The organism is Streptomyces sp. CA-251247 (genome assembly GCF_050952975.1).
GTDB classification, from domain to species: Bacteria; Actinomycetota; Actinomycetes; order Streptomycetales; family Streptomycetaceae; genus Streptomyces; species Streptomyces achmelvichensis.
This window is the reverse complement of sequence record NZ_CP191861.1, coordinates 6,219,321-6,241,349: the sequence shown is the minus strand read 5'-3', so window position 1 is coordinate 6,241,349 and position 22,029 is coordinate 6,219,321. Positions and strand designations below refer to the sequence as shown.

Sequence of the window (22,029 nt, the reverse complement as noted above, 5' to 3'; positions counted from 1 at the left end):
GTTCCGTCCACTCATCGACGGTAAACCCGGGCACTCGGCGCCACCAGTCGATCAACACCCCCCGGCCGTGGGCTCCGCGATGAACGCGCGCAGGGCGCTCGCGAGCCGCTGCGGCTGGTCCTCCGCGACGAGAGTGCGGCTGTCGTCGATCTCCAGCAGCCGCCCCCGGGGCAGCAGTTCGGCCAGCCGCCTGCCGTGCTCACGCGGCATCATCCGGTCCTCGGTGGCCCAGACCACCAGGGCGGGACGGTCGAATGCCCGCAGTCCGTCGACCGCTTCGAGCAGTTCGGTCCTGCGGACGGCGTTGCCGTAGCGCCGGAAGTCGGCCCGGATCGCCCTGTCGGTCAGCAACGGCCGCAGCCAGGCGTCGACGACGTCGTCCGGTACGCCGTGCTTGGTGAGCGCGCCGAAGCCGACGGGCAGCCGGCGCAGCGGCTTCAGGGCGAGCGTGCGCACCAGCAGGCCGACACCGCCCGGGACTTTGCAGGCTGCCGAGATCATCTTGCCCGGCAGGCCGGGCGGGTAGTTGTCGAAGGCCTCGCAGGAGATGAGCACCAGCCGCGCGAGCCGCTCCGGATGCCGGCCGGCGACGGTCTGAGCGCGCCCGCAGTCGCTCTCGACGAGGGTCACTTCGCGCAGATCGAGCCGGTCCAGGAACTCCGCGATCAGCTCGTTGACGGAGTCGGGGCTCAGCGCGACGTCCGGGCGCATGGGCGTGCGGTGCGCACCGTAGGGCAGGGTCGGGGCGATGCAGCGGTGGTCCCGGCGCAGATCCGCGATCACCTTGCGCCAGACCGTCGCGTCGTGGACGAGACCGTGCAGCAGTACGACAACGGGACCGGAACCGCCGGTGTCCTCGTAGGCGATCGTCCCGGCGCGCAGCTCGATCTCCGGCATGTGCACATCCCCTCGTTCCCCGGCCGTGACGGTGTCGCGGGGGGTGCGTTACGGCAGGACCGCCATGCCGTCGAGCTCCACCAACGCCTGCTCGTCCCAGAGCCGCACGACACCGATGACGGCCATCGCGGGATAGTCACGGCCCGCCAACCGCCGCCAGATGGTGCCCAGTTCGTGCGCGTGGGCGCGGTAGTCCTCGACGTCGGTGGCGTAGACGGTCACCCGGGCCAGGTCCTGCGGAGCTCCGCCGGCGCCGGCGAGGGCCGTCAGCAGGTTCGCCAGAGCCGTCTCGAACTGTTCGATGAGGGTCTCCCCCACGACCTTTCCGCCCATGTCCAGCGAGGTCTGGCCGGCGAGGAACACCAGCCGGGTCCCGGTCGCCGTGACGGCGTGCGTGAAGCCGGTGGGCGGCGAGAGCTCGGCCGGGTTGTGGCGGTGCAGGCTCATACGGGCGGCTCCTTGGCGGCGTACGGCTTCCCGGCGTACAGCTCCTTGGCGATGATCGAGCGCTGGACCTCGGTGGCACCCTCGTAGATCCGGGGAGCCCGCACCTCACGGTACAGATGCTCCAGCAGATGGCCACGCTGCAGCGCACGCGCGCCGTGGAGTTGGACGGCCGCGTCGACGACGGACTGCGCCGTCTCCGTCGCGAGAAGCTTCGCCATCGCGGAGCGCTTGGGCACATCGGCGGCGCCGTCGTCGTACGCCTCGGCCGCGGCGTACACCAGCAGCCGGGCCGCCTCGGTGCGGGTGGCCATCTCGGCGACCTGGTGGGCGACGGACTGGAGGTCCTTGAGCGGGCCCCCGAAAGCCGTGCGGCGGGAGGTGTGCTCCACCGTGGCGTCCAGGGCCGCCTGCGCCATGCCGACGGCGAAGGCGCCGACGCTGGGGCGGAAGAGGTTGAGGGTGTTCATGGCGACGCGGAAGCCGCGGTCGGGTTCGCCGAGCATGTCGTCCCTGGTGACCGGTACTCCGTCGAAGGTCAGCGCGCCGATGGGATGCGGCGAGAGCATCTCCAGCGCCTGTCCGCCGAGCCCCGGCCGGTCGGCCGGTACGAGGAAGGCGGTCACCCCGCGGGCGCCCGCGCCCTCGGTGGTGCGGGCGAAGACGGTGCAGAAGTCGGCCTCGGGGGCGTTGGAGATCCAGCGCTTCTCGCCGGTCAGCCGCCATCCTTCGCCGTCCGGTTCGGCCCGCAGCGCGAGGGCGGCCGCGTCCGAGCCGGCGTCCGGCTCGCTCAGCGCGAAGGCCGCGACGGCGCGGCCCGCGATCACCTCGGGGAGCCAGCGCTCCTGCTGGGAACGGGTACCGGCCTGGACGACCGGGTACGTGCCGAGCCCCTGGAGGGCGAGTGCGGTCTCGGCCTCGGTGCAGCCGTGGGCGAGCGATTCGCGCAGCAGGCACAGTTCCAGCGCGCCCGCGCCGAAGAGGCGGGCGAGGAGACCGCGCTCGCCGAGAGCGGCGACCAGGGGGCGGTTCACCCGGCCCGGTTCGCCCTTCTCCGCCAGCGGGCGCAGCGTCTCGGCGGCCAGGGTGCGCAGCTGGGCACACCAGGCGGTCTGAGCCGGATCGAGCGAGAATACGGGCATTCGTGCCCCCACTTCGACGGCCGGGGGTCCGGCGGTGGCCCCCGGAGCAGCACAATATCGCGGACCATTGACTGTCGTCACCTTAACGATACGCTCCATTCACGACCCCACGACGAGAAGGGGGCGCACCATGGAGCTGACACCCTCGGCCCACGTCGACACCTTTCCGCGCGACCACCTCCCGCCCGCCGGGCAGTGGCCGGAACTCCTCTTCGAGCTGCCCGCGCTGCACCACCCCCCGCGGCTCAACTGTGCCGCCGAGCTGCTGGACCGCACGATCGACCGATTCGGGGCCGAGAGGCCCGTCTTCCGTACCGGAGGGGGCGAGATCTGGTCGTACGGAGACCTGCGCGACCGGGTCGACCGCATCGCCCGCACGCTCACGACCGATCTCGGGGTCGTCCCGGGCAACCGCGTCCTGCTGCGCGGCCCCACGACGCCCTGGCTCGCGGCCTGTTGGCTGGCCGTGCTCAAGGCGGGCGCGGTCGCGGTCACCGTGCTGGCCCAGCAGCGGGCGGGAGAACTGGCCACCGTGTGCGAGATCGGCGCGGTCAGCCATGCCCTCTGCGACATCCGCTCCCTCGACGACCTGGCGAAGGCCGAGGTGCCGGGGCTGCGGATCACCTCGTACGGCGGTGACTCCCCCGACGACCTGCTCCAGCTCGCCGCCGCGCAGCCCGCGGAGCCGTTCACCGCGGTGGAGACGGCCGCCGACGACGTCGCACTGATCGCCTTCACCTCCGGCACCACCGGCCGCCCCAAGGGGTGCATGCACTTCCACCGGGACGTGCTGGCCGTCGCGGACACCTTCTCCGCGCAGGTGCTGAAGCCGGAGCCGGACGACGTCTTCGCCGGCAGTCCGCCGCTCGGCTTCACCTTCGGCCTGGGCGGACTGGTGATCTTTCCCATGCGGGCGGGCGCTTCCGCGCTCCTGCTGGAACAGGCGGGTCCGCTGCAGATGCTGCCGGCCATCGCCGAGCACCGGGTGTCGGTGCTGTTCACCGCTCCGACCGCCTACCGCGTGATGCTGAACAACCTGGACACCTGCGACGTCGGCTCGCTGCGCCGATGCGTGTCCGCCGGGGAGAACCTGCCGTCCGCCACCTGGCAGGACTGGCTGGAGCGGACGGGCCTGCGCATCATCAACGGCATCGGCGCGACCGAACTGCTGCACATCTTCATCTCCGCGGCCGACGAGGACATCAAGCCCGGCACCACGGGCATCCCGGTGCCCGGCTGGCAGGCGCGGGTGGTGGATCGTTCCGGCACACCCGTCCCGGACGGCGAACCGGGGCTGCTCGCGGTCCGCGGCCCGATCGGCTGCCGCTATCTGAGCGACCCGCGGCAGCTGGACTACGTGCGCGACGGCTGGAACCTCACGGGCGACACCTATGTGCGCGACCCGGACGGCTGGTTCCGCTACGTCGCCCGCGCCGACGACATGATCATCTCCGCCGGCTACAACATCGCCGGACCCGAGGTCGAGGAGGCCCTGCTGCACCACCCGGACGTCGCGGAGGCCGCGGTGATCGGACGGGAGGACGGACTCCGCGGGCAGATCGTGGTGGCGTACGTCGTTCTGAGCGACGGGGTCTCCCGGGGCGAGGAGACGGTGGCCGCGCTCACCGAGTCGGTCAAGGACCGGCTCACGCCCTACAAGTGCCCCCGCGAGATCGTCTTCCTCGACGCGCTGCCGCGCACCCCGACCGGCAAGCTGCAGCGCTTCCGCCTGCGGGCCCTAGAGTGATCACGTGGCCGACCAGCACACCCCCCGTTCCCTGATCGTCACCCTCTACGGCGCGTACGGACGCGAACGGCCCGGGCCCCTGCCCGTCGCCGAGCTCATCCGGCTCATGGCGGTACTCGGCGTGGACGCGCCCTCCGTGCGCTCGTCCGTCTCCCGCCTCAAGCGCCGCGGGCTGCTGATCGCCGGCCGCGCGCCCGACGGCGCGGCCGGATACGCGCTGTCCGAGGACGCCCGGCAACTGCTCGACGACGGCGACCGGCGCATCTACGAACCGCCGGCGCCGCTGCTCACGGACGGCTGGGTGCTGGCCGTCTTCTCGGTTCCCGAGGCCGAACGCCACAAGCGGCATCTGCTGCGTTCCCGGCTGGGCCGTCTCGGCTTCGGGTCGGCGGCGCCGGGGGTGTGGATCGCGCCGGCACGGCTGTACCAGGAGACCCGCCACACGCTGCGCCGCCTCCAGCTCGACCCGTACGTCGAACTCTTCCGCGGTGAGCACCTCGGCTTCGCGGCCACGGCGGAGGCCGTCGCGCGCTGGTGGGACCTGGGCGCGATCGCCAAGCAGCACGAGGAGTTCCTCGACGCGCACGAGCCGGTGCTGCGGGTCTGGTCGGCGGGGCACACGGGCTCGCCCGAGGAGGCCTACCGGGACTATCTGCGGGCGCTGGACTCCTGGCGCCGGCTGCCGTACGTGGACCCCGGGCTGCCGCTCGAACTCCTCCCGGAGGGCTGGCCCGGCGGCCGTTCCGCGGAGGTGTTCACCCGTCTGCACGAGCTGCTGCGGGATGCGGGAGCGGTCTTCGTCGAGACGTGAGGGTGGCCGTGGCGGTCGCGGCGGGTGCCGGTCCGAACTCGTCCGCACCCGCCGTCCGCGCCACTCGCCTCAGCGCAGCGTGAGCCTCGGTTTGGGGGCGTCCGTGCGGCCTGTCGGGGGCTTGCGGCTGCCCGCGCCGTACGGCAGCGGCCAGGGCGCGCCCGGGCCCGTGTAGTCCTGTTCGGCCGCCGCGTGCAGCGTCCAGTGCGGGTCGTAGAGGTGGGGGCGGGCGAGGGCGCAGAGGTCCGCGCGGCCGGCCAGCAGCAGCGAGTTGACGTCGTCCCAGGACGAGATCGCACCGACCGAGATGACCGGCACGCCGAGGGTGTTGCGGATCCGGTCGGCGTACGGCGTCTGGTACGAGCGGCCGTACTCGGGGCGTTCCTCGGCGACGACCTGTCCGGTGGAGACGTCGATCGCGTCGGCGCCGTGGGCGACGAAGGCCCGGGCCATCGCCACGGCGTCCTCGGCGGTGGTGCCGCCCTCCGCCCAGTCGGTGGCGGAGATACGCACGGTCATGGGCCGGTCGCCGGGCCAGATGTCCCGCACGGTGTCGAAGACTTCGAGGGGGAAGCGGAGCCGGTTCTCGGGCGATCCCCCGTACGCGTCGGTGCGGCGGTTGGTGAGGGGCGAGAGAAACCCGGACAGCAGGTAGCCGTGGGCGCAGTGGAGTTCGAGGAGGTCGAAGCCGCTGCGGACGGCTCGGCGGGCCGCGTCCGCGAACTGTTCTCGGATGTCCGCGAGTCCCGCACGGTCCAGTTCCCGCGGGATCTGGTTGACACCCGGGCGGTACGAGAGCGGTGAGGCGGCGACGAGCGGCCAGTTGCCGGTGGGCAGCGGCTCGTCGATGCCCTCCCACATGAGCTTCGTGGACCCCTTGCGGCCGGAGTGGCCCAGCTGCACCCCTATGGCCGTGCCGGGCGACCGGTCGTGCACGAAGTCGGTGATACGGCGCCAGGCCGTCGCGTGCTCCTCGGTGTACAGACCCGTACAGCCGGGTGTGATGCGGCCCTCCGCGCTCACACACACCATCTCGGTCATGACCAGCGCGGCGCCGCCGAGGGCCCGCGCGCCGAGGTGGACGAGGTGGAAGTCGGCGGGCAGTCCGTCCGTCGCGGAGTACATGTCCATCGGCGAGACGACGACCCGGTTGCGCAGTTCGAGGCCGCGCAGCCGGAACGGGGTGAACATCGGGGGCGTGGCGGGCGGACACCCGAAGTCCTTCTGGACGTCGTCGGTGAACGCCGGATCGCGCAGCCGGAGATTGTCGTGGGTCACCCGGCGGCTGCGGGTCAGCAGGTTGAAGGCGAACTGCCGTGGCGGCTGGCCGAGATAGGTGCCGAGCTCCTCGAACCAGCGCAGACTCGCGGCAGCCGCCCGCTGCGTCGACTCCACGACCGGCCGGCGCTCGGCCTCGTACGCGGCCAGTGCCTCGTCGAGGGTCGGCTGCTCGTCGATGCAGGCGGCGAGGGCGAGGGCGTCCTCGACGGCGAGCTTGGTGCCGGAGCCGATGGAGAAGTGGGCGGTGTGCGCGGCGTCGCCCAGCAGCACGGTGCGGCCGTGGGACCAGCGGTCGTTGACGACCGTCCGGAAGGCGATCCAGGCGGAGTTGTTGCTCCGCAGCGGCCGGCCGTCGAGAGCGTCGGCGAAGATCTTGGCGCAGCGTTCGGATGACTCCTGCTCGTCGCAGGCGTCGAAGCCCGCCGCCCGCCACACCTCCTCACGCATCTCGACGATGACGGTGGAGGCGTCGGGCGAAAAGGGGTAGCCGTGGAGCTGCATCGCGCCGTGCTCGGTCTCGGCGATCTCGAACCGGAACGCGTCGAGGGCGAAGTCGGCGGCCAGCCAGATGTAGCGGCACCGGTGGGTGGTGATCCGGGGCGCGAAGGCGTCGGCGTGTGCGTCGCGGGTGAGGCTGTTGACCCCGTCGGCCGCGATGACGAGGTCGTGCGTGGCGGCGAGTTCGGCGGCGGGGGGCGCGGGGGTGCGGAAGCGGATCCGTACGCCGAGGGACTCGCAGCGCTCGTGCAGTATCCCCAGCAGTGTGCGCCGGCCCAGGGCGGCGAAGCCGTGGCCGCCGGAGGTGAGGGTGCGGCCGCGGTGGACGATGTCGATGTCGTCCCAGCGGACGAACTCGTCCTGGAGCGCGCGGTAGATGACGGGGTCGGCGTGCTCGATGCCGCCGAGGGTCTCGTCGGAGAGGACGACGCCGAAGCCGAAGGTGTCGTCGGGGGCGTTGCGTTCCCAGACGGTGATGTCGCGGGCGGGGTCGAGCCGCTTGAGCAGGGCGGCGGCGTACAGTCCGCCGGGTCCGCCGCCGATGACGGCGACGCGCAGGGGGCGCGGGCCGGAGCCGGTGGGGTCCGTCGCGGGCAGCGGGGCCCCAGCGGGCCGGTCGGAGGTGCGCGGTGCTTGACCGCCGGCGGCCGGGCCTGCGGCTTCCGCGGGGTTCACCGGCCCTGCCACTTCGGCGGGCGCTTCTCGGTGAAGGCCGCGTGGAACTCCGCGTAGTCCTCGCCCTTCATCAGCAGGGCCTGGGTCGAGGCGTCGAGCTCCACGGACGCGGCGAGCGGCATGTCCAGTTCTGCGGTCAGTAGCGCCTTGGTCTGGGCGAGGGCCAGCGCCGGGCCGTCGGCGAGACGGCGGGCGAGTTCGGCCGCGCGGGCGTCCGCGTGGCCCTCGTCCGTCAGCTCGCTGATCAGTCCGATGCGTTCGGCCTCCGGCGCGCGCACCGCTTCGCCGAGCATCAGCAGCCGGGTGGCGTGTCCGAGGCCGACGACGCGCGGCAGCAGATAGGCGGCGCCCATGTCACCGCCGGAGAGCCCGACCTTCGTGAACAGGAACGCGAACCGGGCCGACGGGTCGGCCACCCGGAAGTCCGACGCCAGCGCGAGCACGGCGCCGGCGCCGGCCGCGACCCCGTGGACCGCCGCGATCACCGGGAAGGGGCACTCACGGATGGCCCGGACGACCTGCCCGGTCATCCGGTTGAAGTCGAGCAGTTGCGCGGTGTCCATGGAGAGCGTCGCGCCGATGATCTCGTCGACGTCGCCGCCGGAGCAGAAGCCGCGGCCCTCGCCGGCGAGCACCAGCGCCCGCACGGAGCGCTCGCGCGACAGCTGGGCGAGCAGATCGCGCAGGTCGGCGTAGGCGCCGAAGGTGAGGGCGTTCAGCTTCTCGGGCCGGGCGAGCGTGACGGTCGCGACGCCGTCCTCCGTGGTGACGCGCAGATGACGCCATGCGTCCGCGCGCGGCGCTGAGCTGGGAAAGGGGCTCATGGAGTGGTGCCTCCCTCGGCCGGCGGTCCTGCCTGCCCTTCGAAGCTATCACTCGTACGTGACTGCCGTCACGAGTGCGCTATACGCCGGACCGGGACGGGCGCCGGGGCTGTGATGTGCGCGACAGTCATGGCGTGACACGGCAATGGTCCTGTAGCGGTTGTGACACAGGTCCTGACCAGGGTGGCCTGCGCCCCTTGTTCGCGCAGCCGCGATTCCTATGGTGGAGGGCAGGACCTCACCTCGTGAACGGATCCACCCAGAGCTGACCCCTGAATGGACCCTGCCTTGCTCGAAGCCTCCGGCCCCGCCTCATGGCGCATCGCCCTGCCGCACACCACGGCAGCGGTGCCCATCGCGCGTGCCCTGGTCCGCACGGCGCTCGCGGAGATCGAGGCGACGGCGGACAGCGACACGGCGGAGCTGCTGACGGCCGAGCTGGTGGCGAACGCCGTGGAGCACACACCCAGCGAGTCGCCCATAGAGCTCGTGGTGGAGCTGCTCGCGGGCGGCTGCCAGGTGGAGGTCCACGACGGCGACCCGGCGCCACCCGGGGATCTGTGCCGTATCGCCGTGCCGGGCGGTGAGCCGGACCCCTGGCAGGAGCACGGGCGCGGACTGCTGCTGATACGGGCCCTGAGCTCGGACTGCGGGCACCGGGCGACCGCGGAGGGCAAGGCCGTCTGGTTCACACTGCCGTCACGGACCTGACGCGCTCCTCCCGCATGACTATCCGGAGAACGCGGCGTCGGCGGGTCCCGCCAGCGTGGCGACCAGGACCGCCTTGATCGTGTGCATGCGATTCTCGGCCTCGTCGAAGACGACGGAGTGCTCCGACTCGAACACCTCGTCCGTCACCTCCAGTTCGCCCAGACCGTACGTCTCGTGGATCTCCCGGCCGACCGACGTGCCGAGGTCGTGGAACGCGGGCAGGCAGTGCATGAACTTCACTTCCGGGTTGCCCGTCGCCCGCAGCACATCCATGGTCACCGTGTACGCCGCCAGCGCCTTGATGCGCTCCGCCCAGATCTCCTTGGGCTCCCCCATCGACACCCAGACATCGGTGGCGACGAAGTCCGCGCCCCGGACGCCCTCGGCGACGTCCTCGGTCAGCGTGATGCGGGCACCGCTGGACTCGGCGGCCGCGCGGGCACGGGTCACGACCTCGTCGGCCGGCCAGTACGCCCGCGGGGCGGCGATCCGTACGTCCATGCCGAGCAGGGCTCCGGTGACCAGATAGGAGTTGCCCATGTTGAAGCGGGCGTCGCCGAGGTAGGCGTAGGCGATCTCCCCGAGCGGCTTGCCACTGTGCTCGACCATGGTGAGCACGTCGGCGAGCATCTGGGTGGGGTGCCAGTCCGCGGTGAGGCCGTTGTAGACGGGCACCCCGGCGAACCGTGCCAGTTCCTCGACAGTGGCCTGCGCGTCACCGCGGAACTCGATGGCATCGAACATCCGGCCGAGGACCCGTGCGGAGTCCCTGGCGGACTCCTTGGTGCCGATGTGGGAGCCCGACGGGTCGATGTACGTCGTCGCGGCACCCTGGTCCGCGGCCGCGACCTCGAACGCGCAGCGTGTACGCGTCGAGGCCTTCTCGAAGATCAGCGCGATGTTCTTCCCGCGCAGCCGCTGCACCTCGGCACCGGCCTGCTTGGCAGCCTTGAGCTCGGCGGCCAGCTCGACCAGAGCGCGGAACTCCTCCGCGGTGAAGTCGAGCTCCTTGAGGAAATGGCGGCCTTCGAGATGTATGGCCATGGCGGCTGCTCCTGGGTCGCGACATGCGGTGACCATGGAAGTGTATACGACAGACCGTATTGCTATACAGCATCCCTCTCGACCGGGCAGCTCATACAGCGGGGCCCGCCCCTGCCACGCCCCAGTTCGCTGCCGGGGATCTCGATCACTTCGATGCCCTGTTTGCGCAGATGCGTGTTGGTGGTGACATTGCGCTCGTACGCGACGACGACGCCCGGCTCCACCGCGAGAACGTTGCAGCCGTCGTCCCACTGCTCCCGCTCCGCCGAGTGCACGTCCTGCGTCGCCGTGAGGACGCGGATCTCCTTCAGCCCCAGCGCCGCGGCGATCGCGCTGTGCATGTGCTCGGGGGGATGGTCGCTCACCTTCAGACCGCTCGAACCGTCCGCGGGCTCGATGGTGTACGAGCGCAGCATGCCGAGACCCGCGTACTGCGTGAAGGTGTCCGCGTCGACCATGGTCATGACGGTGTCGAGGTGCATGAAGGCGCGTCTCTTCGGCATGTCCAGCGCCACGATCGTGCGCGCCGATCCGGCCGCGAACAGCCCCCGCGCCAGCATCTCCACCGCCTGCGGTGTGGTGCGCTCGCTCATCCCGATCAGCACCGCGCCGTTGCCGATGACGAGCACGTCGCCGCCCTCGATGGTGGAGGGGTAGTCGTCCTGCCCCTCCGACCAGTGGTGGAACGGTCCGGCCTGCGAGCCGGTGAAGAGCGGGTGGTACTTGTAGATCGCCTCGAAATGGACCGTCTCGCGCTGCCGGGCGGGCCAGCGCATGGCGTTGATCGAGACCCCGTCGTAGATCCAGGCGGACGTGTCCCGGGTGAACAGGTGGTTGGGCAGCGGGTCGAGAAGGAAGTCGTCCAGGTCCATCACATGGAAACGGACGGACGTCGGCTCGGGGTGTCCCGCGAGGAACTCCCGCTTCGTCATCCCGCCGACCAGCGCCTCCACGAGATCGGGCGTCGGCAACTCGTCGAAGGCGACCCTGAGGTGGTCGGTGGCGAGCGGACCGTACTCCTTCTCGTCGAAGACCCGGTCCAGCACGATCTTGCGGGCCTCGGGGATGTCCAGCGACTCGCGCAGCAGATCGCCGAAGAGGTGCACCTCCACCCCGCGGTCACGCAGTATGTCCGCGAACCCGTCGTGCTCGTGGCGGGCTCGGCGCACCCACAGCACGTCGTCGAAGAGCAGCGCGTCCTTGTTGCTCGGGGTGAGGCGCTTCAGTTCGAGGTCGGGCCGGTGCAGTATGACCCGGCGCAGCCGCCCGGTCTCGGAGTCGACGTGGAATCCCATGTCCCCATCCTCACCGCGCGATGCGCCGTTCACCCGGCGAATGGCCAGTCAAACGATGAATCCTGATGTTTGCCGCCGCCGCATCGGGCATTTCGACGGCGGTTCGCCCTCGCGCACGGACACCTGCACACCGTTGTGCGGGTTCCGGCGCGCCCTCGGTACTGCAACGGCCTCGCGTCCGGGGTGCGGGTCCGGGGTCCGCCGCGGCGGCGGACCCCGGACCGGGCCGCGGCGGCAGATCCGGCCGCCGGGCCCGGCCCGCGCCTGCCGGGAGGTCAGAGCCGCGGGTCCACCGGCTCCGACTCCAGTGCCAGCACCGCGAACACCGCCTCGTGGACCCGCCACAGCGGCTCCCCGTCGGCCAGCCTGTCCAGCGCCTCGAGACCGAGCGCGTACTCCCGCAGCGCCAGCGAACGCTTGTGGTTCAGGAACCGGCCGCGCAGGCGCTCCAGGTTCTCCGGGCGGGTGTACTCGGGGCCGTAGATGATCCGCAGGTACTCGCGGCCGCGGACCTTGATGCCCGGCTGCACCAGGCGGCCCTTCCCGTCGCGGGCCAGCGCCCCGAGCGGCTTGACGACCATCCCCTCGCCGCCCCGCCCCGTCATCTCCAGCCACCAGTCGACCCCGGACGCGACCGAGGACGCGTCGGCCGTCTCCACGACGAGCCGGCGGGTGACCTGGAGCAGACCGGTGGGGTCGTGCTCCACCAGGCGGTCCAGCCAGACCAACTGCTCGTCGTGGGGCACACCCGCGAGCGAACGCCCCCGCACGGCGAGGATCTGGAACGGCGCGAGACGCACCCCCTCCAGCCCCTCGGTCGTCCAGCAATAGCGCCGGTACGCCTCGGTGAACGCGGCCGCGTCGGCGGCCCGTTCGCGCTGCGTGGCCAGCAGGCCGTCGACCGGGATACCGCGCGCGACCGCCTTGTCGAGGGCGGCCGTGGCGCCGGGGAAGACCGACCCGGCCGCGGCACCGACCGCCGCGTACTGCGAGCGCAGCAGGCCCGAGGCCTTCAGCGACCACGGCATCAGCTCCGCGTCGAGCAGCAGCCAGTCCGTGTCCAGCTCGTCCCAGAGCCCCGCCTCGGTCACGGCCGTCCGCAGCCGCTCCAGGATCTCCTCGGTGACGGCCGGGTCGTCGAAGAAGGGCCGGCCGGTACGGGTGTGCAGCGCGCCCGTCGGTCCCTCGACCCCGAACCGCTCGCGCGCGGCAGCGGCGTCGCGGCACACCAGCGCCACCGCCCGCGAACCCATGTGCTTCTCCTCGCACACGACCTTCTCGACACCGTCCGCGCGGTACTGCGCGAACGCCTCGACGGGGTGTTCCAGAAAGCCCTCCGCCTTCGAGGTGGCCGTCGGTGCCATCGTCGGCGGCAGATAGGCCAGCAGCTGAGGGTCGACGGCGAAGCGGCTCATGACTTCCAGCGCCGCCGCCGCGTTCTCCTCGCGCACACCGATCCGTGCCATGTGCCGGGTCTCCACGACCCGGCGTCCCTGGACGTCGGCGAGATCCAGCGGCCGGCCCTCGCGGCCGCCCGGTGCCTCGGTGAGCAGAGGCCTGACCGGCTCGTACCAGACCTTCTCGGCCGGTACGTCGACCAGTTCGCGCTCGGGCCAGCGCAGCGCCGTCATCTTTCCGCCGAACACCGCGCCGGTGTCGAGGCAGATGGTGTTGTTGATCCATGAGGTGCTGGGGACCGGAGTGTGGCCGTAGACCACCGCGGCCCGCCCCCGGTAGTCCTCGGCCCACGGATAGCGCACGGGCAGCCCGAACTCGTCGGTCTCGCCGGTCGTGTCGCCGTACAGCGCGTGCGAGCGGACCCGGCCGGAGGTGCGGCCGTGGTACTTCTCGGGCAGTCCGGCGTGGCAGACGACCAGGTTGCCCCCGTCCAGGACGTAGTGGCTGACCAGGCTGTCGATGAACTCCCGCACCTGCGCCCGGAACGCGTCGTCCTCCTTGTCCAGCTGCTCGATGGTCTCGGCCAGTCCGTGCGTGTGCTGGACGTTGCGTCCCTTGAGGTAGCGGCCGAGCTTGTTCTCGTGGTTTCCGGGCACGCACAGCGCGTTGCCGGAGGCGACCATGGACATCACGCGGCGCAGGACGCCGGGGCTGTCCGGACCGCGGTCGACCAGGTCACCGACGAACACGGCCGTACGCCCCTCGGGGTGCACGCCGTCGCTGTAACCGAGCGCGGCGAGCAGCGTCTCCAGCTCGGAGCTGCAGCCGTGGATGTCGCCGATGATGTCGAACGGCCCCGTCAGGTGGGTGAGGTCGTTGTAGCGCCGCTCCAGGACGACTTCGGCGGCCTCGACCTCCTCCACGCTGCGCAGGATGTGGACCTTGCGGAAGCCCTCGCGCTCCAGGCCGCGCAGGGAGCGGCGCAGTTCGCGGCGGTGGCGCGAGATGACGTGGCGGGGCATGCCGGCACGGTCGGGACGTGCGGCATTGCGTTCGGCGCACACATCCTCCGGCAGGTCGAGGACGATCGCTATGGGCAGCACGTCGTGCTGCCGTGCCAGCTGGACGAGCTGACGACGGCTCTCGGACTGGACGCTGGTGGCGTCGACGACGGTCAGCCGCCCGGCGGCGAGCCGCTTGCCCGCGATGTAGTGCAGGACGTCGAAGGCGTCGCCGCTGGCGCTCTGGTCGTTCTCGTCGTCCGCGACGAGCCCCCGGCAGAAGTCGGAGGAGATGACCTCGGTGGGCTTGAAGTGCTTGTGGGCGAACGTGGACTTGCCCGACCCGGTGGCGCCGATGAGGACGACGAGGGACAGGTCGGTGACGGGGAGCACGCGCTTCGCCGGCGCGGCGGTGGTACTGGTCGTGGTCATGCGGCCTTCGCCTCCTTCTCGGTCCCGGTAGTGCCGTTCCCGGCGTCGTTCCTGCTGTCGGTGTCGCTCTTGCTGCCGTTGTCGTTCTCGATGTCGCTCTTGCTGTCGTTCCTGGTGAACACGGCCATCTGGGTCGGCGGTCCGACCTCGGGGTCGTCGGGCCCGACGGGGACGAACGCGACGCTGTAGCCGTCACGTTCGGCGACGCCCGTCGCCCAGCCGCGGAACTCCTCGCGCGTCCACTCGAAGCGGTGGTCGCCGTGGCGGACGTGTCCGGCGGGCAGCGTCTCCCAGCGGACGTTGTACTCGACGTTCGGCGTCGTCACGATCACGGTATGCGGCCGGGCGGACCCGAACACCGCGTACTCCAGGGCGGGCAGCCGCGGCAGGTCGAGATGCTCGATGACCTCGCTGAGAACAGCCGCGTCATAGCCGGTCAGCCGTTTGTCGGTATACGTGAGCGAGCCCTGCATCAGCCGGACGCGTGCGGCCTGGCGCTCCCCCATGCGGTCCAGCTTCAGCCGCCGCCCGGCGATGGTCAGGGCGCGTACGGACACATCGACCCCGACGATCTCGGTGAAGCGCGCGTCCTTGAGCAGCGCCTGCACCAACTGGCCCTGCCCGCAGCCCAGGTCGAGCACCCGGCCCGCACCGGCCGCGCGCAGCGCCTCGAGGATCACGTCCCGCCGCTGCACGGCGAGCGGCACGGGCCGCTCCTCGGTGTCGGTCGTCTCGTCGACGGCGTTGTCCACGGCCTCGACCTCGAGGTCGTCGGCCTCGGCGAGGCGGACCAGTTCGAGACGTTCCATCGCCTGCCGGGTCAGCCCCCAGCGCCGTGACAGATAGCGGCTGGTGATGAGCTTCTGCTCCGGGTGCTCGGCCAGCCAGCCCTCGCCCGCCCGCAGCAGCTTGTCGACCTCGTCGGGCGCGACCCAGTAGTGCTTGGCGTCGTCGAGCACCGGCAGCAGCACATACAGCTGCCGCAGCGCGTCGGAGAGCCGCAGCTCCCCCTCCAGCACCAGCTGTACGTAGCGGGAGTCGCCCCACTCCGGGAACTGCTCGTCCAGCGCCACCGGCCGCGCGTCCACCGAGGTCCAGCCCAGCGGCCCGAACAGTTTCCGCACCAGTTCGGCGCCACCGCGAGCGGGCATGGCGGGCACCTCGATCCGCAGCGGCAGAGGTGCCTCGGCGCGCTCGGGAAGCGCGGCGCACACGCCGCGCAGGGCGCTCTTGAACACGGTGGTCATGGCGACCGAGAGCAGTGAGGACGCGGCGTAGGGGCGGTCGTTGACGTACTGCGCGAGCGCCGCGTCGGGCGCGCCGCCACGGCCCTTGCCCTTGCCGCGCCGCACGAGCGCCACCGGATCCACCTCCAGCAGAAGTGCGGCAGTGCACCGCTCGGCGGACGCCTCGGGGTAGAAGACGTGCGCCGTGCCGTGCGAGGTGGAGAACGTCTGCGCCTTGTCGGGATGCTTGTGCAGCAGAAAGCCGAGGTCGGTCGCGGGACGCTCTGGGGTGCCGGTGGTGCTGATCGTCAGGAACACCCGTCCGAGTATGGCCGCATTCACCGGTCCCGACCAGGGAATTCCTTGTCGGACGGAAGCGGGTCGACGGGCGCGGCGGCAGGCCGCGGCGCACCTGCGGTTGCTTCGGGCGCCGGAGGTTCGGCCCAGTAATCCGCATGCGTTCCGGCCGCCCCGCGTGCTACCTCAGCACCATGGACGACCTTGTGACAGCGCGGCTCGTACTGCATCCGATGAGCCCCGGCGACGCGGAACGCGTGCTGGCGGGCGAGCCGGACAGCAGCACCCGGTGGGCGCCCGGATACCCGACCGACGGGGACGTGGCCGGAGCCAGGCGCTTCCTGGGTGTGTGCGCGAGCACCGGTGATCCCCAGCCCTTCGGCGCCTATGAGATCCGGCTGCGCGAGGACGGACAGGCGATCGGCGGGACGGGCTTCCACGGTCCCGCGGACCACAGCGGCAGCGTCACGATCGGCTACGGTCTGATCCCGTCCGTGCAGGGCAAGGGATACGCCTCCGAGGCGCTCCGCGCTCTGCTGGCATTCGCCCGCGCACGCGGCATCACCTGCGTGCAGGGTGACACCGACCGCGACAACATCGCGTCCCAGCGCGTCATGACCGCAGCCGGTATGGAGCAGTTCGCGGAGGACGAACGCTTGACGTACTACAAGATCACCTGGCCCGACGCGTCGGCGCTTGCCGACCCGCGCGCTTAGGGAGGGTCCGCAAAGTGTCGTCGTCCGCCGGGAGGGCGGGGTTCGCGGCGTCCGGTGCGTGCGATCGCATCCGGCTCGCGACGGCCGACCGGTCGTGACCTACCCGTCAGGGGTCCAGCCGCCACCACGCGTGAGAGCGGCGACGCGGGCGATCGTGTCGGGACCCACCCGGCAGCAGCCGCCGATCAGACGGGCGCCCGACGCGGCCCAGTCCGCTGAGCGAGCGGGATCATAGGTCGGCCCGCCCCGCCATCGCCGCGCACCGGCGTCCCACTGTTCGCCGCTGTTGGGGTACACGACGACGGGCTTTCCGGTCACCGCGGCCACCTGCTCGACCGCGGGGCCGGCGTCGTCCGGCTCGCAGCAGTTGATGCCCACCGCGATCACCTGGTCGTGCCCGGCGGCCGGTTCGCAGGCGGCTGCCAGCGGCTGGCCGGCCCTGGTCCGGTCACCCGAGACGCTGTACGACAGCCACACGGGAATCCCGCAGCCGTCGACCGCGCGCAGCAGGGCCTCGGCCTCGTCGAGGTCCGGCACCGTCTCCAGGGCGAGGACATCGGGCCCTGCCTCGGCCAAGGCCTCGATCCTGGGCCGGTGGAAACGCTCCAGCTCCCGCACGGACAGCCCGTACCGCCCGCGGTACTCGCTCCCGTCGGCGAGCATCGCTCCGTACGGCCCCACCGAGGCCGCCACCCACACCTCGTTCTGTGTCGACTCCGCGGCGGCCCGGGCCCGACGCACGCTGCGGGCGAACAGCTTCGCCGCCTCGGGACGGCGCACGCCCCGGCGGGCGAAGCCTTCGAACGTCGCCTGATAGCTGGCGGTGATGAGGACCTGTGCACCCGCCCGGACATACGCGGCGTGGGCCGCCTCGATCTGCCGCGGATCGTCCGCGAGCAGCCTGGCCGACCAGAGGTCGTCGGACAGATCGCATCCCTGGGCCTCCAGCTGGTTGGAGAGGCCTCCGTCGAGGACGACGGTGCCTTCGGCGAGGGCGGCGGCGAGCGAACGGGCGGGCTGCACAGGTGTCAGCTCAGCTGGGACTGGACCTGTGCGGAGATCAGCTCCAGGTGTTCCAGGTCGTGCAGGTCCAGGACCTGGAGGTAGAGCCGGGACGCGCCGATCGCCTCGTACCGCCCGATCTTGTCGACGACTTCGGCGGGCGAGCCGGCCAGTCCGTTCGCCTTGAGCTCGTCGACGTCCCTGCCGATGGCGGCGGCTCGGCGGGCCACCTCGGCGTCGTCCTTGCCCACGCAGACGACCAGGGCGTTGGAGTACACCAGGTCGCCGGCCGCGCGCCCGGCCGCCTCCGCGGCGGCGCGGACCCGGCCGAACTGGCGCTCGCTGTCCTCGATGGAGGCGAAGGGGATGTTGAACTCGTCGGCGTACTGCGCGGCGAGGCGCGGGGTGCGGGTCGCCCCGTGTCCGCCGATCAGCACCGGCACCTTGCCGTGGACCGGTTTGGGCAGCGCGGGCGAATCGGTCAGCTGGTAGTGCCGGCCCGTGTGGGAGAACGTCTTGCCGACCTCCGTCGCCCAGAGCCCGGTGACGATCGCGAGCTGCTCCTCCAGCCGCGCGAACTTCTCCTTGGGGAAGGGGATGCCGTAGGCCCTGTGCTCCTCCTCGAACCAGCCGGCGCCCAGGCCCAGCTCGACCCGGCCGCCCGACATCTGGTCGACCTGGGCCACCTGGATGGCCAGCACGCCCGGAAGCCGGAAAGTGCCCGCGGTCATCAGGGTCCCGAGCCGGATCCGGCTGGTCTCACGGGCGAGTCCGGCCAGGGTGATCCATGCGTCGGTGGGCCCGGGAAGCCCGTCGGTGGAGCCCATGGCGACATAGTGGTCGGACCGGAAGAAGGCGTCGAAGCCGAGGTCCTCGGTCGCCTTGGCAACGGTCAGCAGGGTGTCGTAGCTCGCCCCTTGCTGGGGCTCGGTGAAGATTCGAAGATCCATACATCCATCCTGCACCTTCGAGGGTGAGTCAACCCCACCGTCGTGGCCAGTCCCGCCCTGCCACGGTCGGGTGAACACCGTGCCCCGGGGCACAAGACCGGTCGTGGCACACCGGCACCCCCACCGGCACCCGGGGCCGCGCCATGCCCGGCACCCTCGCCCGAGCCGGCGCCGCCTCCGGCACCCGCACCCGCACCCGCACCCGCACCCGCACCGAGTCGGCATACGCGCCCGCGCCGCGCCCGGCACACGCACCGGTCACGATGTACCCGCCGCCGAGTCCACCGCATCCGGCATGACCACCGGCCCCGACGTCCCTGATGTCCCTGACGTGCCCGGCAGCTCCGACGGCCCGGACCTCCCGGGCGGCGCCGGGGGCCCGGACTGCCCGGACGCGCCACGCGGGCACGGCGGACCGGCCTCGGACGGCTTCGTCAGGCGCTCGGCCGGAGAGTCACTCCGAACGGACGGGGTGGCCGCAGGTCCGGCTCTCGCTCTGACCGCATCAGGCGGTCTCGCCGCTTCCCGCGCGGTCAGCCGTCGCAGCATCCCGCGCACCCGGTCGTTCGACTCGTCGGCCGCGTCTATGGCCTCGATGCACTGCCAGTACAGACCCTCCTCGTCGGTGCCGCAGGCCACCCCGACCAGGGCGATCCCCACGTCGCCCAGCAGCGCGCCGAGTCCGATCAGCGTCTCTCGTGCGTCGGCCACCCCGGAGAGCTGCGCGGCTCTGATCCCGGCGCTGCGGACGACCGGGTGGTCCAGCGCGGAACCGCCGCCTCCGCCGATCTCGCTGAGTCCGCGCGCCTCGCCTCTCACCTCCAGTGGCCCGTGGGCCGCCAGCCTGTCTCCGATCGCCTGGGCGAGGGCCTGGGCCTGCCAGGCCTCCGCCACGATGTCCGGCACTTCCCTGCTCTGTGCCAAGGCATGTCGACTCGCGTCGATGAGCCGCTCCGCGTCCATGAACGCCGCCCCCGTTCGTACGACTTACTGCCCACTCAGTTCATTACCCAGAGTGAAGGCGGTTGAGCCTGAACGCCAGAGGAATTCGGAAATCTGTGGACAGCAAGGCGGTTGTGGATAAGTAGACAACTCCGGAGAGTGACAGAAGCATGATCAACAGGCTTCCGGACCCTCTCATTCCACCTGGAGTTCACTTCACCGGGAAGCGGGTCTCGTTGCGGTCGATCTTGTCGGAGAGTGCCGACAGCGCGTCCACACCGAGCACTTCGCAGAACTGGAGCAGGTATGCCAATACATCGGCGACCTCGTCCCGCACCCGGTGCGCCTTCTCCCGGTCCTCCATCACGCGCGCCGACTCCTCGGGCGTCAACCACTGGAAGATCTCCACCAGTTCGGCCGCCTCGACGCTGAGCGCCACTGCCAGATTCTTCGAGGTGTGGTACGGCTCCCAGCCGCGCGCCTGAGCGAATTCGGCGAGCCTGCGCTGCAACCCGGCCACATCCAGTCCGTCGTGTCTCGTCACGGGACCAGATCTACCACCGTCACGCCCTCCACCCCGCGCGCGAAGCCCGCATCGGCGACGGCCCCCACCAGCCGTACATGCCCGCGTGCCGTCATCTCCGCGGCCAAGAGGGCCAGTTCGCGTGCCTGCCGCGGGTCGAGACAGCGGTCGAAGCCGTCCGCGAGGACGGTGAGGGACTGATACGCGGACGGCACCTCCGCCGCCTGGTCCATCGCGAGCACGCCGGGCCCGGTGAGCAGCACCAGCGCGAGTCCCAGGTACCTCAACTCGCCTTCCCCGAGCCGCCCCACGGGCGTCGCGTCCCGCCCTTCGCCCCGGCCGAGCAGAGCCCGTACCGTCCCGTCACCCAGTTCCTCCACGGCCAGATCCGCCACATCCCCGGCGCATCCGGTGCGGGCCGCCGCGGCCAGCCGGGCATGACGCCTGGCACACTCGCTGCGCGTGCGGTGCAGCACTTCGGCGAGGTTGTCGCAGCCCCGTCGCAGCCTGCCCTCCCCCGCCGCCACCGGCCGACGCATGCCGTACGGCTGCGGGTCGCAGGCGAAGACCGAGCGCAGAGCGACCACCACCTGTTCGGCAGCGGCGAGCACGCGTAACTGGCCGTCCGTCTTGCCGGCCACGCGCAAGGGCAGCAGCGCTGTGCCGAGCCGGTCGTCGGGGAGCGGTGCGCGGGTCACGGACACGGATCCGGCGGTGTGCCAGGCAGCTTGGACCGTGGCCCGTCCTGGGTCACGCAGCGCGGTGGTGAGCAGTGTCTGGCGCCCGCAGCTCAACCGCTCGCCGACGATGCGCAGCTCGGGTTCGGCCTGGACGGCGAGGTCGAGCCGTACCGGGCCCACGGGACCGTCGACCGTGCAGCCGATGCGGAATCCCCGTCGCCCCTGTGCGTCGGGCCCCGCCGACTCCGGTACACAGGCCGCCGGGTCCGGGAACGCCTCGTCGAGTTCGTCGCCCGCGCCGAGCCGTGCCAGCGCCTCGTACGCCTGGAGGACACTGGACTTGCCGCTGCCGCTGGGCCCGGCGAAGAGGGTGAGCGGGGCGACGGGATACGTCGCTCCCCGGTGCTTGCGGAAGGCGGACAGCCGCAGTTCGGTGACGGTCGGGCGGGCACTGGGTGCGCCGGCCGGCACGGAATCCGGGCCGGTGAGCGGACTGCTGGTGGTCATGAACCGGACCGTACGCAGCGTTCGACACGCCGAACCGTTCCGCCTCGGCGACCTTCCTACGAACGGGGGACGGAGCGGCTCAGGGTGTCGGTGGCGGCTGCCAGGCCCTCGACCTCGGTGCCGACGGGGGCGAGCAGAAAGACGTTCCGGTCGACCCGGTGCATGGCGCTGCCGAGGCCGAAGACGACACCGCTGCTGAAGTCCAGGATGCGCTTGGCGACATCGGTGTCGGCGCCGGTCAGGTCGAGCAGGACCGGGATCTGCGCGACGAGGTACTCGGCGACCTCGCGCGCGTCGGCGAAGACCTGCACGCGCAGAACGACGAACCGGCGCTGCTCGACGGCCTCGTAGTCGTGGGGGACGGTCCGGTGGTCGACACGCGACGGCCACTCGTTACGGCTGCGCAGGGGGACGACCTGGGCGAGGCCCTCCCACTGCTCGTCGGTGACGTCGTACCTCTCGTACCTACTCATGCTCCCCATCCTGGCGCGCCTCACCCGTTCGGCCCAACAGCGACACGGGTGAGTCGGGCACGGATCGGGCGCGCGGGGTCAGCCCTCGGCGGGTGCGGGCACGAGGCCGTCGGCGACCAGACCGGCGAACACGGCGTCCGCCATGGTCTGCACGGCGGACAGCGGGCGGACCATCACGGTGAACTCCTTGATCCTTCCCGACTCGTCGAACTGAAGGAGGTCGAGGCCATGGATCTGCTTGCCGTTGACCGTGGCCCGGAAGACCAGGATCTCGGACGGCGCCTCCTTGCCGTCCGCGGTCTCCCCGGTGCCGTCGAGCCGTCCGACGTAGCGGAACTCCTCAAAGGTACGGAACAGGACATTGCACAGGCCGATCACCATCGGCCTGCCCTCGAAGGGCTTGAACTTGACCGGGCTGTAGAAGCGCACGTCCTCGGTGAACAGATCGTCCAGAGCGGTGAGATCACGGCTCTCCACGGCTGCGCGGAATCGGTCGGTGGTGCTCGTCATGGT

At 71.5% G+C, this 22,029-nt stretch carries 19 protein-coding genes and 1 pseudogene; 4 read left to right on the top strand and 16 right to left on the bottom strand.

Going from position 1 to position 22,029, the window contains the following annotated elements:
• Positions 1-51: 51 nt before the first annotated feature.
• Genes ACQPWZ_RS27700 through ACQPWZ_RS27690 form a run of 3 tightly spaced genes read right to left on the bottom strand, consistent with a single transcriptional unit; the run spans position 52 to position 2,483 of the window.
• A complete protein-coding gene (locus ACQPWZ_RS27700; RefSeq protein WP_433572647.1) occupies positions 52-897 on the bottom strand; it encodes an alpha/beta fold hydrolase in 846 nt (281 codons plus the stop codon).
• A 48-nt stretch (positions 898-945) separates the two neighbouring features.
• Complete coding sequence (locus ACQPWZ_RS27695) at positions 946-1,344, bottom strand: RidA family protein (RefSeq protein WP_433572646.1); 399 nt, start codon at positions 1,342-1,344, stop codon at positions 946-948.
• On the bottom strand, positions 1,341-2,483 hold the full coding sequence (locus ACQPWZ_RS27690; RefSeq protein WP_356702143.1) for an acyl-CoA dehydrogenase family protein: 1,143 nt from the start codon (positions 2,481-2,483) through the stop codon (positions 1,341-1,343). Before ACQPWZ_RS27690 ends, ACQPWZ_RS27695 begins: the two co-directional genes overlap by 4 nt.
• A 130-nt stretch (positions 2,484-2,613) precedes the next feature.
• Between ACQPWZ_RS27690 and ACQPWZ_RS27685 the strand changes: the two genes are divergently transcribed.
• Both ACQPWZ_RS27685 and ACQPWZ_RS27680 read left to right on the top strand, forming a co-directional pair.
• Positions 2,614-4,230 carry an AMP-binding protein gene (locus tag ACQPWZ_RS27685; protein ID WP_433572645.1) on the top strand — a complete coding sequence of 539 codons (1,617 nt, stop codon included), beginning with the start codon at positions 2,614-2,616 and terminating at the stop codon, positions 4,228-4,230.
• 4 nt (positions 4,231-4,234) lie between these two features.
• On the top strand, positions 4,235-5,041 hold the full coding sequence (locus ACQPWZ_RS27680) for a PaaX family transcriptional regulator (RefSeq protein WP_340475952.1): 807 nt from the start codon (positions 4,235-4,237) through the stop codon (positions 5,039-5,041).
• A 69-nt stretch (positions 5,042-5,110) separates the two neighbouring features.
• Here the strand turns inward: ACQPWZ_RS27680 and ACQPWZ_RS27675 are convergent, their stop codons facing one another.
• Positions 5,111-7,417, bottom strand: coding sequence for a bifunctional salicylyl-CoA 5-hydroxylase/oxidoreductase (locus ACQPWZ_RS27675; RefSeq protein WP_433573878.1), 2,307 nt, complete (start codon positions 7,415-7,417; stop codon positions 5,111-5,113).
• Between the two features lie 74 nt (positions 7,418-7,491).
• Positions 7,492-8,319: an enoyl-CoA hydratase family protein gene (locus tag ACQPWZ_RS27670; RefSeq protein WP_340475950.1), complete on the bottom strand. Its 828-nt coding sequence runs from the start codon at positions 8,317-8,319 to the stop codon at positions 7,492-7,494.
• A gap of 276 nt (positions 8,320-8,595) precedes the next feature.
• Here ACQPWZ_RS27670 and ACQPWZ_RS27665 point away from each other — a divergent pair, with 276 nt between their 5' ends.
• The gene (locus ACQPWZ_RS27665) at positions 8,596-9,030 is read left to right on the top strand and encodes an ATP-binding protein (protein ID WP_405573454.1); all 435 of its coding nucleotides are present in this window, start codon (positions 8,596-8,598) and stop codon (positions 9,028-9,030) included.
• An 18-nt stretch (positions 9,031-9,048) separates the two neighbouring features.
• On the opposite strand, the gene argF is transcribed toward ACQPWZ_RS27665, so the two are convergent.
• From argF to ACQPWZ_RS27645, 4 genes are all read right to left on the bottom strand, one after another.
• Positions 9,049-10,074, bottom strand: a complete 1,026-nt coding sequence (gene argF / locus ACQPWZ_RS27660; RefSeq protein ID WP_433572644.1) for an ornithine carbamoyltransferase — start codon at positions 10,072-10,074, stop codon at positions 9,049-9,051.
• A gap of 62 nt (positions 10,075-10,136) precedes the next feature.
• Entirely contained in the window at positions 10,137-11,369 is a 1,233-nt protein-coding gene (locus tag ACQPWZ_RS27655; RefSeq protein ID WP_313943571.1) for an arginine deiminase, read from the bottom strand.
• Between the two features lie 275 nt (positions 11,370-11,644).
• Positions 11,645-14,200 (bottom strand): polynucleotide kinase-phosphatase, encoded by a 2,556-nt coding sequence (locus tag ACQPWZ_RS27650; RefSeq protein ID WP_433572643.1) that lies wholly within the window; start codon positions 14,198-14,200, stop codon positions 11,645-11,647.
• On the bottom strand, positions 14,197-15,744 hold the full coding sequence (locus tag ACQPWZ_RS27645) for a 3' terminal RNA ribose 2'-O-methyltransferase Hen1 (RefSeq protein ID WP_433572642.1): 1,548 nt from the start codon (positions 15,742-15,744) through the stop codon (positions 14,197-14,199). The genes ACQPWZ_RS27650 and ACQPWZ_RS27645 overlap by 4 nt, the downstream gene beginning before the upstream one ends.
• A 173-nt stretch (positions 15,745-15,917) precedes the next feature.
• On the opposite strand from ACQPWZ_RS27645, the gene ACQPWZ_RS27640 reads away from it, so the two are divergent.
• A complete protein-coding gene (locus tag ACQPWZ_RS27640) occupies positions 15,918-16,439 on the top strand; it encodes a GNAT family N-acetyltransferase (protein ID WP_340475943.1) in 522 nt (173 codons plus the stop codon).
• Positions 16,440-16,538: 99 nt separating this feature from the next.
• On the opposite strand, the gene mmuM is transcribed toward ACQPWZ_RS27640, so the two are convergent.
• The 7 genes and pseudogenes from mmuM to ACQPWZ_RS27605 form a co-directional block, all read right to left on the bottom strand.
• Positions 16,539-17,462, bottom strand: coding sequence for a homocysteine S-methyltransferase (mmuM, locus tag ACQPWZ_RS27635; protein ID WP_433572641.1), 924 nt, complete (start codon positions 17,460-17,462; stop codon positions 16,539-16,541).
• Between the two features lie 5 nt (positions 17,463-17,467).
• Positions 17,468-18,391: an LLM class F420-dependent oxidoreductase gene (locus tag ACQPWZ_RS27630; protein WP_356702129.1), complete on the bottom strand. Its 924-nt coding sequence runs from the start codon at positions 18,389-18,391 to the stop codon at positions 17,468-17,470.
• 468 nt (positions 18,392-18,859) lie between these two features.
• Positions 18,860-19,354 (bottom strand): annotated as a pseudogene (locus tag ACQPWZ_RS27625) (DUF6099 family protein); the annotation flags it as partial.
• A 190-nt stretch (positions 19,355-19,544) separates the two neighbouring features.
• Positions 19,545-19,877 carry a nucleotide pyrophosphohydrolase gene (locus ACQPWZ_RS27620; RefSeq protein WP_340475939.1) on the bottom strand — a complete coding sequence of 111 codons (333 nt, stop codon included), beginning with the start codon at positions 19,875-19,877 and terminating at the stop codon, positions 19,545-19,547.
• Positions 19,874-21,043 (bottom strand): ATP-binding protein, encoded by a 1,170-nt coding sequence (locus ACQPWZ_RS27615; protein ID WP_356702127.1) that lies wholly within the window; start codon positions 21,041-21,043, stop codon positions 19,874-19,876. Before ACQPWZ_RS27615 ends, ACQPWZ_RS27620 begins: the two co-directional genes overlap by 4 nt.
• A gap of 56 nt (positions 21,044-21,099) precedes the next feature.
• Positions 21,100-21,516, bottom strand: a complete 417-nt coding sequence (locus ACQPWZ_RS27610) for a cell division protein SepF (protein ID WP_327679321.1) — start codon at positions 21,514-21,516, stop codon at positions 21,100-21,102.
• Positions 21,517-21,594: 78 nt separating this feature from the next.
• Positions 21,595-22,026: a nuclear transport factor 2 family protein gene (locus tag ACQPWZ_RS27605; RefSeq protein ID WP_356702124.1), complete on the bottom strand. Its 432-nt coding sequence runs from the start codon at positions 22,024-22,026 to the stop codon at positions 21,595-21,597.
• Between the last annotated feature and the right edge of the window lie 3 nt (positions 22,027-22,029).